The 11146-nt window shown below is 66.3% G+C and carries 13 protein-coding genes; 8 read left to right on the top strand and 5 right to left on the bottom strand.

Going from position 1 to position 11146, the window contains the following annotated elements; translation table 11 throughout:
- Positions 1 to 589 (top strand): hypothetical protein (locus B1A78_RS22555; RefSeq protein WP_179101985.1); only part of this gene is annotated, 589 nt, incomplete at its 5' end.
- On the opposite strand, the gene B1A78_RS05570 is transcribed toward B1A78_RS22555, so the two are convergent.
- The gene (locus B1A78_RS05570) at positions 574 to 1539 is read right to left on the bottom strand and encodes an aldo/keto reductase (RefSeq protein WP_256837493.1); all 966 of its coding nucleotides are present in this window, start codon (positions 1537 to 1539) and stop codon (positions 574 to 576) included. The genes B1A78_RS22555 and B1A78_RS05570 overlap by 16 nt on opposite strands.
- Before the next feature lie 97 nt (positions 1540 to 1636).
- On the bottom strand, positions 1637 to 2230 hold the full coding sequence (locus B1A78_RS05565; RefSeq protein ID WP_077146003.1) for a LysE family translocator: 594 nt from the start codon (positions 2228 to 2230) through the stop codon (positions 1637 to 1639).
- Positions 2231 to 2304: 74 nt separating this feature from the next.
- Between B1A78_RS05565 and B1A78_RS05560 the strand changes: the two genes are divergently transcribed.
- Positions 2305 to 2757, top strand: a complete 453-nt coding sequence (locus B1A78_RS05560) for an Lrp/AsnC family transcriptional regulator (RefSeq protein WP_077146002.1) — start codon at positions 2305 to 2307, stop codon at positions 2755 to 2757.
- A gap of 67 nt (positions 2758 to 2824) precedes the next feature.
- The gene (locus B1A78_RS05555) at positions 2825 to 3811 is read left to right on the top strand and encodes an LLM class flavin-dependent oxidoreductase (RefSeq protein ID WP_077146001.1); all 987 of its coding nucleotides are present in this window, start codon (positions 2825 to 2827) and stop codon (positions 3809 to 3811) included.
- Here B1A78_RS05555 and B1A78_RS05550 read toward each other — a convergent pair.
- From B1A78_RS05550 to B1A78_RS05540, 3 genes are read right to left on the bottom strand one after another with little or no spacing between them, the layout of a single operon-like run.
- On the bottom strand, positions 3808 to 4713 hold the full coding sequence (locus tag B1A78_RS05550) for a cation diffusion facilitator family transporter (RefSeq protein WP_077146000.1): 906 nt from the start codon (positions 4711 to 4713) through the stop codon (positions 3808 to 3810). The two genes, B1A78_RS05555 and B1A78_RS05550, sit on opposite strands and share 4 nt — an antisense overlap.
- Positions 4710 to 5147 carry a hypothetical protein gene (locus tag B1A78_RS05545; protein WP_144037699.1) on the bottom strand — a complete coding sequence of 146 codons (438 nt, stop codon included), beginning with the start codon at positions 5145 to 5147 and terminating at the stop codon, positions 4710 to 4712. The genes B1A78_RS05550 and B1A78_RS05545 overlap by 4 nt, the downstream gene beginning before the upstream one ends.
- 45 nt (positions 5148 to 5192) lie before the next feature.
- Positions 5193 to 6548 (bottom strand): cytochrome P450, encoded by a 1356-nt coding sequence (locus B1A78_RS05540; RefSeq protein WP_077145998.1) that lies wholly within the window; start codon positions 6546 to 6548, stop codon positions 5193 to 5195.
- A 161-nt stretch (positions 6549 to 6709) separates the two neighbouring features.
- On the opposite strand from B1A78_RS05540, the gene B1A78_RS05535 reads away from it, so the two are divergent.
- The 5 genes from B1A78_RS05535 (at position 6710) to queC (ending at position 11146) form a co-directional block, all read left to right on the top strand.
- Positions 6710 to 7897: an aspartate aminotransferase family protein gene (locus B1A78_RS05535; RefSeq protein WP_077145997.1), complete on the top strand. Its 1188-nt coding sequence runs from the start codon at positions 6710 to 6712 to the stop codon at positions 7895 to 7897.
- Positions 7897 to 8820: an ornithine carbamoyltransferase gene (gene argF / locus B1A78_RS05530; protein ID WP_077145996.1), complete on the top strand. Its 924-nt coding sequence runs from the start codon at positions 7897 to 7899 to the stop codon at positions 8818 to 8820. The genes B1A78_RS05535 and argF overlap by 1 nt, the downstream gene beginning before the upstream one ends.
- Positions 8817 to 9731: an Hsp33 family molecular chaperone HslO gene (locus tag B1A78_RS05525; RefSeq protein ID WP_077145995.1), complete on the top strand. Its 915-nt coding sequence runs from the start codon at positions 8817 to 8819 to the stop codon at positions 9729 to 9731. The genes argF and B1A78_RS05525 overlap by 4 nt, the downstream gene beginning before the upstream one ends.
- 144 nt (positions 9732 to 9875) lie before the next feature.
- On the top strand, positions 9876 to 10268 hold the full coding sequence (locus B1A78_RS05520; protein WP_256837492.1) for a hypothetical protein: 393 nt from the start codon (positions 9876 to 9878) through the stop codon (positions 10266 to 10268).
- Positions 10269 to 10453: 185 nt separating this feature from the next.
- On the top strand, positions 10454 to 11146 hold the full coding sequence (queC, locus tag B1A78_RS05515) for a 7-cyano-7-deazaguanine synthase QueC (protein WP_077146010.1): 693 nt from the start codon (positions 10454 to 10456) through the stop codon (positions 11144 to 11146).

Below are 11146 nucleotides of genomic sequence, written 5' to 3'. Positions count from 1 at the left end.
GCCCATGAAAGTCCATTTCATCCGATCGGGCGAGCGCCGCTATTCGATGCGCATCGAGCGACCCGGGATGCCCGTGTTGGTGATGGACCCCGCGCCGGGCTTCGACGCCGACGTCCCGCACGACATGGTGCATTTCGTCGTCGAGGCACTGCTCGGGCTCAAGGGCGGGGTGTTCGGGCAGATCGCCGCGGGCGGGACCGCGGGCTCGTTCCATGTCGAGGCCGCAGGCGGCAAGGCCGATGCCCGCGACCGGCGTCGCACCGTCCGCAAGCAGGTTGCCAAGGGGAAGAGGCTGGTCGAAACGCAGGGCCGCGAGGGCGAACTGTCCGAACTCGCCGCCTTCCTGTTCGATATCGGCTGGCGCAGCGGCCGCCGCCCCGACAGCGCCGGACAGCGCGCCGCGCTGGGCGAGGCCGATCGGGTGCGGGCGACGCTCAGCGCTGAGGAGCGCGCGGCGTTCGACCGCGCGAAACCTGCGGTGTTCGCGGCGTTCGACCGGCTGGCCACGTCCTGGCGCGCGCTGCGGGTGGGCGACGCGCTGGTGCTCGATTGGCCGACTTTGCGGCCGGTCGATCACCCCATCGGGTAGAGGATGTCGCGGCTCACCTGGTGGAGTGCGCTCATCACATCGTCGCTCAGTACCAGATCTTTCGCCGCGAGGATCGGATCGACCTGGTCATAGGCGCTGACCCCGACGATCGTCGAGGCGACGAAGTCGTGCTGTTTCGACCAGGCGGTCGCCATCGTTACCGGATGCAGCCCGGCTTCCTCGGCGATCCTGAGATAGCGTTCGGTCGCGGCGAGGCTCTTGTCGTTGACGAAGCGGCGCCCCATCACCGCCTGCCGGCCCTCCATCTGGAGGTAGCGCGAGAAACGCGCACCCTCGGGGGTCGCGCCGCCCTGATATTTGCCCGACAGCACGCCGCCGGCGAGCGGCGAATAGGGGATCAGGCTGACGCCTTCCTGTCGGCAGACCTGCTTGAGTTCGTCCTCGAAGCGGCGGTTGTTGAGGCTGAAATTATTCTGGATCGTGTGGTAGCGCGCGCCGCCGAGCTTCTCCGACGCGGCGAGCGATTTCATCAGTCCCCAACTCGTCTCGTTCGAACAGCCGAGGATGCGGACCTTGCCGACGCGGACGAGTTCGTCGAGCGCGTCCATCATCTCGTCATAGGGCGCGTCATGGTCGGGCCAATGCGTCTGGTAGAGGTCGACATAGTCGGTCTGCAGTCGCGTCAGGCTGTCGTCGATCGCCTGGCAGATATTCTTGCGGTCGAGCGCGGTCATGCCGTTCCGGCAGGGCGACTTGAACCAGACATGGCTCGGTCCCGACACCTTGGTTGCGAGGATGATCGCGTCACGCGGCTTGGTCTTCATCCAGCGGCCGACGATCTCCTCGGTACGGCCGACCCATTTGCTGTCGGGCGGCACCGGATAACCCTCGGCGGTGTCGTAGAAATTGATACCCTCGTCGAAACAGCGGTCGAGGACGCGGAACGCTTCGGCCTCGTCGGTCTGGCTGCCGAAGGTCATCGTCCCCATGCAGATGTCGGACACATGGATGGCGCTTTTGCCAAGGCGGCGGCTTTGCATGGGTTTTTCTCCGGTCGCGAGCGATGTCGCGCCGGGATTTAAGCGATCAGATCAGAAGCGCAAGCGATCCGACGAGCAGCGCCGCCATCGTCCAGTTGAACGCCTTGAGACGCGCCGGACTCGACAGCCAGCCGCGCAGCGCGGTGCCCATCACTGCCCAGATGCTCGTCGAGGGCAGGTTGACGATGCCGAAGACGATCGCGACGAGTAGCACCGCGACGAAATTGCGGTCGGGCGCGTAGAGTGCGATCGCCGACAGCGCCATCGTCCACGCCTTCGGATTGACCCACTGGAACAGGATCGCCTGGACGAAGGTCATCGGCTTGCCGCGCGGGGCCTCGTTGCCGCCGCCGGGCGCGGCGGCGTTGGCGATCTTCCACGCCAGCCACAGCAGATAGGCGACGCTCACGACCTTGAGCACGGTGTTGAGGACGGGGAACAGGTCGAACAATCCCATCAGCCCGACGCCGACGAGCAGGATCATCAGCGTGAAGCCGAAGCCGACCCCCAGCGCGTGCGGGACGGTGCGGCGGAGGCCGAAATTGGCGCCCGACGCCATCAGCATCATATTGTTCGGCCCCGGCGTGATCGACGAGACGAGCGCGAAGGCGGAGAGCGCGGCGAGAGTGGTCTGTTCCATGCGGCGCAATATAATGCGTTTCGATGCGCGATGGATTGCAAAGATGGACCGCAATCGGTTAGTTTGTGCAATCCATGACCAGGATCGACGCCATAGGCCGCAATATATTGCGCGAATTGTCGCGCGACGGACGAATCTCCAACCTTGAGCTCGCCGAGCGCGTCGGGCTGTCGCCCTCGGCGTGCCTGCGCCGCGTGCAGGAATTGGAGCGCAGCGGGGTGATCAAGGGCTATCGCGCGGTGATCGATCCCGCGAAGCTGGGGCTGACGTTCATGGCCTATGTCGCGGTGGGGCTGTCGACGCACACAAAAAAGGCGCAGGGCGATTTCGAGGCTGCGATGGCGGAAGCGCCCGAGGTGCGCGAATGCCACAACATCACAGGCACGATCGAATATCTGCTGCGCATTGAGACCGCCGACCTTGCGGCGTACAAGCATTTCCACACCGAGGTGCTCGGCGTTCTGCCGCAGGTGCATTCGATCACCACCTATGTGCTGATGGAATCGCCGAAGGACGAGCGGGCGTAGAATTTCTTGACCGGGTCCGCGAAGCGCTAAGGTTGAACCGCGCGGCGCGCATCCGCATATCGGTTTCATGCTGAAACTCTCCCTGCTCGATCTCGTCCCCGTCACCGACACCGGGACGATCGCCCAATCGCTGGCCAATGCCGCCGATCTTGCCCGGCACGCCGAGGCGCTCGGTTACGGCCGCTACTGGGTCGCCGAACATCATGGCATGCAGGGGATCGCCAGCGCCGCGACCTCGGTCGTGCTCGCGCATATCGGGCAAGCGACGTCGAGCATCCGCATCGGCTCGGCCGGGATCATGCTGCCCAACCACGCCCCGATGGTGATCGCCGAGCAATTCGGCACGCTCGAGGCGCTGTTTCCCGGCCGCATCGACCTTGGCCTCGGCCGCGCGCCGGGGTCGGATGGCGTCGTCGCGCGCGCGCTCCGCCGCAATCTCGCGAGCGACGAGCGGCAGTTTCCGCAGGATGTCGTCGAATTGCAGGCCTTCCTTGCCGGAGACGAAAGGCTCGGCATCCGCGCGGTGCCGGGCGAGGGGACGCACATCCCGATCTGGATTCTCGGATCGAGCCTGTTCGGCGCGCAGCTCGCGGCAATGCTCGGGCTGCCTTATGCCTTTGCCAGCCATTTTGCGCCCGACGCGCTCGACGAGGCGCTCGATATCTATCGCCGCCAGTTCAAACCGTCGGAACAGCTGTCCGAGCCCTATGCCGCCGCGGCGTTCAACGTCTTTGCTGCCGACACGCGCGAGGAGGCCGAATTGCTCGCCTCGTCGCAGCAGCAGGCCTTCGTCGCGCTGCGTACCGGCAATCCGGGCAAGATGAAGCCGCCGCTCGCGGGCTACAAGGACAGCCTGCCGCCCAATGCGCGCGCGATCCTCGACCATGTGCTGCAATGTTCGGCGGTCGGGACCGTCGACGACGTCCGCGACGGGCTGAAGGCCTTTGTCGCGCGCACCGGGGTCGATGAAGTGGTAATCGCGTCCTCGATGTACGATCATGACGCGCGCAAGCATTCGGTGGCGCTGGCGATGGAGGCGGCGAAGGCGCTCTAGTCCGGACGGAAACCGAGGCTCGCCAGACGCCAGGCCTTGTCTTCGCCCATCAGTTCGGCCTCGGTCGGGATGACGGCTGGCGGGCGGCAGTCGACCTCGGCGGCGATATAGCGGCCGGTTTCGCGCAGCCGCACTTCGACCTGGCCGAAGCGCGCCTCGAGCGCCGCGATCAACGCCTTGGCATCATCGGCGATCGCGTTGGAAGCGAGCGCGCGCGGGGTGCCGTCGAGCAGTTCGGCGACCGCCTGTTTCAATGCGCCGATGGCATCTTTGATAATCGACAGCGCGATGAACAGCGCCGCGCTGGCGTCGGCCCACCACCAGCCGAGCCCGATGCCGATGATGCCGGCGATCGCCGCCAGCCCGGTCTGCCAGTCGGCCTTTTGCATCAGGGCGTCGGTGTGGAGGACCTTGTCGTTGATCCGCTTCGCGACCGGCTGCTTGATCCGCCCGAGGACCAGCGGCGGGATCACCGAATAGACGAGCGCGGCGATCATCAGCCAACCGAGCCAGATAGTTTCGCCGAACAGGGTGATGCCGCCGACGGTCGGATGCTCCTGTCGCACCAGCGTCGTGACGCTTTCGTAGACAAGGAAGCCGCCGACCGAGAGCAGCGCGGTCGCGGCGACGAGGAAGGCGAGGCTGTTGGCGCGGCGATAACCGAAGGGGAAGCGGCGGTTCGCCCGCTTGCGCTCCCAATGCACCGACAGCAGGAAGACGATTGCGGGGATGAGGCTGAGGACATCCTCGATCACCGCCGATTTCATCGCCTGGCTCGCGCCCATCACAAGGCCCATCACGACGACGACGCTGCCGATCCACAACAACGTCCACCATTCGAGCCGTTCGCCGTGCCGGACGTCGGCAGCGATGGCGTCGGGGATGCCGCTGTGCAGGCTCATCGTGCGGCCTCGTCGACCAGCCGGTCCGTCGCGAGGATCAGGGCGTTGTCGCCGTTGCGCCGCGCGATGCGCAGCACCGGGTGATGCCTGTCATCGGGTTCGCCGCGCGCGACGGGTTTCGACAATGCGATGTCGGCCTGCCAGGGCGATGCCTTGGCGAAATGGCCGACGAGCACGTCGATCTCGCCGTCTTCGAGCGCCTTATGCGCATGTTCGCCATGGATCGGGACAAGCTGAAGTCGCGCGCCATGATCGCGGGCGTAAGCGCCGAGCAGTGCGAGCGCGGGCCGCGCGTCGGGCGTTCCGGGCAGCACCGTGACGCGCAGTTCATGCGTCCGCTCGACGCGGCTGGTGGTGCCCGACGCGTCGCGCGGCAAGGCGTCGCAGGCGCCGAGCGCGAGCATCGGGAGAAGGAGAAAAGCGAAACGACGCATGCGAGGCGCGAACGCGATCCGTCGGCCATGGTTGCATCGGCGCTGTCAGAGCGGCGAAACGACCAGCGGCATGCCGTGCTTGGGGCGCAGCGTGATATTGCCGTAGGGAATGGGCTGGAACCCGTGCGGCAGCGCGAGGCGCCGCGCCGAGAGCCAGTTCGCGAGCACGATCAGTGCCTCGGTGATCGCGAAGCGCGCACCGACGCAGATGCGCGGGCCGACGCCGAAGGGAATATATTGGAAGCGGTGCAACGCCGCCTTTTTCTCGGGCGCGAAGCGGTTGTGGTCGAAGCGGTCGGGATCGTCCCACAATTTGCGATGGCGATGGACGACCCACGGATAGACGAAGACCAGTTCTCCCTTCCGGACCGGTACGCCGAGCATATCGTCGTCGGCGACCGCTTCGCGGATCAGTTGCAGCGCCGAAGGATAGAGCCGCATCGTTTCGTCGAGGATCTGGCGCAGCAGCGGCAGCCGGTCGGCGAGCGTGGCGATGTCGCCGCCTAGCGCCGCGACCGCCTCGGCGCGCGCCTCTTCCTGCAATTCGGGCTGGCCCGCGAGGACATAGCAGGCCCAGCTGAGCGCCGTCGCGGTGGTCTCGTGCCCCGCGACGTAGAAGGTGATCGCATTGTCGACCGCCAGTTCCTCGGCCTCCGATGGCGGCAGGTCGGCATAGAGTGCGCGCATGAAGCCGCCGAAAAAATCGTCGGCGCCGCCCGATGGACCACGCTCGCGCACCAGGTCGGCCAGCGTGCGCCGCAGCCAGCGCCGCGATCGGCGCGCACGGATCATCGACGGACTGGGATCGAAATCCTGCAGGCCGAGGATGCGCATCAGCCGCGGCTGCGCCGCCGAGGCGATCAGCCGCCCGATATGCGCCGACGCCTCGTGCGACATCAGGCGCGGGTCGCCCGAGAAGAGCGTTTTGGCGATGATCGCCATCGTCGTGTCGGTGGCGAGTTCGGCCATGTCGACGCGGGCGCTTTCGGCCGGCAAGGCGCGCATCGCGTCGCGCGTCGCATCGGCCATCAGCGCCGCCATGCCCGCGACCGCGCCGGGCGCAAACGTCGGTGCGACGATCTTGCGCTGCTTACGCCAATCCTCGCCCACCGCGCTGAGCAGGCCGTTGCCGATCAGCGGCTTCAGGATCTGCCGCGACTGGCGCGGACGGACATAATTGCTGTGGTTGTCGAGCAGGACATGGCCGATCATGTCGGGCGCATTGACGATATGCAGGTCCATGTTGAGGAACTGCCGCGGCTGATGCCACACGTCGAACGCCGGTTCGGCGATGCCGTGCACGACGCTGCGCAGCCGTTCGCCCGTCATCGCGCGCCAGCCGGGCAGCCAGTCGGGCACGCGCGGCGGCTGGGCCGGAACGAAAGTCGCGGACGTCGCCATAACCGTCTCCTCGGGCGCCGAGACTAGGGCGCGCTGCGCCGCGTGCCAAGGCCAACACTGGCATTGATTCGGCGACGGTTAGCCCCTAGATCGGCGTTCCGTTGCAAGGCGGCCCTTTCGGGGCCGCTTTTTGCCTTTTGGAGCCGAGAAAGGACCTCGCCATGTCGATCACGCCGCTGATGCCCGTTTACCCCCGGTGCGGTGTGCGTCCGGTGCGAGGCGAGGGCGCCTATCTGATCGGCGAGCGCGGCGAGCGCTATCTCGACTTCGCGAGCGGCATCGCGGTCAACCTGCTCGGCCACGGCCACCCGCACCTGACCAAGGCGATCCAGGATCAGGCCGCGACGCTGATGCATGTGTCGAACCTTTACGGCAGCCCGCAGGGTGAGGCCTATGCCGCGCGACTGGTCGAAAACACTTTTGCCGATACGGTCTTCTTCACCAACTCGGGCGCCGAGGCGGTCGAATGTTCGATCAAGACCGCGCGCGCCTATCATTCGAGCGCAGGCAACGCGCACAAACATACGCTGATCACCTTCAACAACGCCTTCCACGGCCGCACGCTCGGCACGATCTCGGCGACCAACCAGGAAAAGCTGCGCAAGGGGTTCGACCCGCTGCTGCCCGGCTTTGCCTATGCGCCGTTCGACGACGTCAATGCGGCGCTCGACCTGGTCGACGACAATACGGCGGGTTTCCTGCTCGAACCCGTGCAGGGCGAGGGCGGCATCCGCCCGGCATCGCAGCCTTTCCTTCAGGCGCTGCGCGACATCTGCGACCAGCGCGACCTGATGCTGGTGTTCGACGAGGTCCAGTGCGGCGTCGCGCGCACCGGGTCGCTCTATGCCTATGAACAGTTTGGCGTGACCCCCGATATTCTCGCCAGCGCGAAGGGTATCGGCGGCGGTTTCCCGATGGGTGCGTGCCTCGCGACCGAAAAGGCGGCGCGCGGCATGGTGATCGGCACCCATGGTTCGACTTATGGCGGCAACCCGCTCGCGATGGCGGCGGGGCAGGCGGTGCTCGACGTCGTGCTCGAAGACGGCTTCCTCGACCAGGTCAAGGCGACCGGCGAACGGCTGCGCGGTGCGCTCGAGCAGCTGATCCCGAACCACGACAACCTCTTCGAGAGCGTGCGCGGCATGGGGCTGATGCTCGGCGTCAAGATGAAGAGCGACAGCCGCGCCTTCGTCGCGCACCTGCGTGACAATCACGGGCTGCTGACGGTGGCGGCGGGCGACAATGTCATCCGCATCCTGCCCCCGCTCAACATCGAAGAGTCGCACATTTCGGAATGCATCGAGAAACTGTCGGCAGGCGCGGCGAGCTACACGCCGCCCGAAAGCTAATGCGGCACTTCCTCAACCTGTCCGACGCGGGCGGGGACGCGATCGCGGCGATGCTGTCGGATGCGATCGACCGCAAGGCGGCGCGCGCCGGCTGGCCGAAAGCAAAGCCCGACGCCGACAAGCCGCTCGCCGACCATGTGCTGGCGATGGTGTTCGAGAAGAATTCGACGCGCACGCGCTGTTCGTTCGACATCGCGATCCGCCAGCTCGGCGGCGTGCCGATGATCCTCGACGCGGGCACGAGCCAGCTCGGCCGCGGCGAGACGATCGCCGACACCGCGCGCGTGCTGTCGCGTTATGCCGATGCGATCATGATCCGCACCGACCACCACGAGAAGATCGAGGAACTGGCGCATTTCGCCAGCGTGCCGGTCATCAACGGGCTGACCGACCTGTCGCACCCGTGCCAGATCGTCGCCGACCTGCTCACTATCGTCGAGAGCGGCAAGGCGTTGCCCGGACTCGAGCTTGCCTGGCTTGGCGACGGCAATAATGTGCTGGCTTCGCTGATCGAAGCGGCGGGACTGTTCGGCTTCAACGTCCGCGCGGGCGTGCCGCAGGGCTATGAACCCGAGGCGCGCTTTGTCGAGGCGGCGCGCGCGAATGGTGCGAAGATCGACATCGTCCGCGACGCGCGCGAGGCGGTGACGGGCGCTGATCTGGTCGTCACCGATACCTGGGTGTCGATGGGGCAGGACCATGCGCACAACAAGCTCGCGGCGATGGCGCCCTATCAGGTCGACGAGCGGCTGATGGGTGCGGCGAAGGGCGACGCATTGTTCCTCCACTGCCTGCCCGCACACCGCGGCGAGGAAGTCGTCGACGCCGTGATCGACGGCGCGCAGTCGCGCGTCTGGGACGAGGCCGAAAACCGCGTCCATGCCCAGAAATCCGTCCTGTTGTGGGCGCTAGGAAAATTATGAGCGACGCGATCGAAACCTGGTTCGACCAGCCCCTGGTCTTCACCATCGCCGCGCGCCATGTGCGCGGGCGCTTCGTGCGGCTGGGGCCCACGCTGAACACCATCCTCGGCGCGCACAGCTATCCGCCGGTCGCCGAGAAATTGCTAGCCGAGGCGCTGGTGCTCACCGTGCTGCTCGGGTCGACGCTCAAGGCCGAGGGCGGGCAACTGACGCTGCAGGCACAGACCGGCGGCGGGCCGGTCGAACTGCTCGTCTGCGATTTCCGTGGCGGCGAATTGCGCGGTTACCTCAAATTCGATGCCGAGCGGCTCGCCGAGGTCGGGTCCGATCCGACGCTGTTCGCGTTGTTCGGCGAAGGCTTTCTCGCGATCACTTTCGACCAGCCGGCCACCGACGAGCGCTATCAGGGTATCGTGCCGCTCGAAGGCGCGTCGATCGGCGATGCCGCCGAACATTATTTCGAGCAGTCCGAGCAGATTCCGAGTCTGATCCGGCTCGCCGCGCGTCACGACCATGAGGCGGGGTGCGTCGCCGGCGGGCTGCTGCTCCAGCATTTGCCCGAGGGTGAGGTCGGCCGCGACCGGTTGCACACACGCCACGACCATCCGGAATGGGAGCACGCCCGCACGATCGCCGCGACCTTGAAGCCCGAGGAACTGACCGACCCCGCACATTCGCTCGAAACGCTGGCTTGGCGGCTGTTTCACGAGGACGAGGTGCGCGTCGAGGCCGGCGCCACCGTGTCGCGCGGCTGCCGCTGCAGCGCCGAATATTATGCCGGCGTGCTGCGCCAGTTCCCCGAGACCGAGCGCGTCGACATGGCCGACGAGGCGGGTAATATCGTCGTCGACTGTGCTTTCTGTTCGCGAGTTTTCCCGATTCCCCTCGGCGAAATCGCCACCCCCAACTGACGCCGCGAGCGACAAACGGACGTGTTTTAGCGCCAAGCGGTTGAAATCGCGGTGCCGAAACGTTACCTAGTCATCACAGGGTCGCATGTTTGCCCGCGATAAAGGGCAATCGTTGGATAGGTGGACATGGCGATCTTTTCCCGTTTGACCAAAGCATCTTTCGCGGTTGTGGCGCTCGCCGGTGCGAGCGCTGTGCCTGCCGAGGCGCCCTCGCTCGCGATGCTCGACCAGCTCGAGAAGGGCGGGTGGCAATTGCGCGAGCGCGGCAACCAGGCGGTCAAGCAGACGATGTGCTTCGGCGATGCGCGGCGGATGATCCAGATCTTCCACCCGCGCGCGAACTGTTCGCGCTATATCATCGAAGATACCCCCAAGTCGGTGACGGTCCATTATACCTGCCCGGGCGCGGGGCATGGCCGAACGACGATCCGCAGCGAGACCAACCGGCTCGTCCAGATCGACACGCAGGGGATCGCCGACGGCAAGCCTTTCTCGCAGGCCTATGAGGCGCGGCGCAGCGGCGCCTGCACCAATTGAATCGGCGGGCCGTAACACTTCGTTAACCATAGGATGATAGGCAGAAGGCACGACGCACCGATGTGTGTCCTTCTCCCTAACGGCTTTCATGCCGAACTGGGCCGTACAGCGACAGCCGTGCGGCCCGTTTTCTTTGGTGCGGCGCAGCACTTGCACCCCCGGCGGTGCGGGCCTATCTGGCGCCGATGCAAGATGTCGCCGGAAAACCCCTGATCGTCCTGTTGTCGGGCGGGCTCGACTCGATGGTCTGTGCCGGGCTCGCGCGCGAGGCGGGGGCGCGGATCGTCGCGTTGACGATCGACTATAACCAGCGCCACCGCGTCGAACTCGAATCCGCCGCGCGCATCGCGGCTTATGTCGGCGCGGCCGAACATATCGTGCTGCCGCTCGACCTCCGCCGTTTCGGCGGCTCGGCGCTGACCGACGATATCGCGGTGCCGAAGGAAGGGGTCGGCGACGAGGTCCCCGTGACCTACGTCCCCGCGCGCAACCTGATTTTCCTGTCGCTGACGCTGGGGCTCGCCGAGGCGCGTCAGGCGCAGGACATCGTCATCGGGGTCAATGCGCTCGATTATTCGGGTTATCCCGACTGTCGCCCCGAATTCATCGCGGGCTTCGAAAAGCTCGCGCGCCTCGCGACGCGCGACGGCGACAAGGGCGTCGATTTCCGCATCCACGCGCCGCTCCAGCATATGACCAAGGCCGACATCGCGGCGGAGGCGGCGCGACTGGGCATGGACGCGGGGATGAGCTGGTCCTGCTACGATCCGGCGCCGAGCGCCGAACATTGCGGGCTGTGCGACAGCTGCCGCCTGCGGTCAAAGGGCTTTGCCGACGCCGGGCTGGTCGACCCGACCCGCTACGCCGTTCGGGCCTGA

Origin of the sequence: Sphingopyxis sp. KK2 (genome assembly GCF_001990265.1) — a bacterium.
Classification (GTDB): Bacteria; Pseudomonadota; Alphaproteobacteria; order Sphingomonadales; family Sphingomonadaceae; genus Sphingopyxis.
Note: the sequence above shows the minus strand (reverse complement) of the source record. Positions and strands in the feature narration are given on the sequence as shown.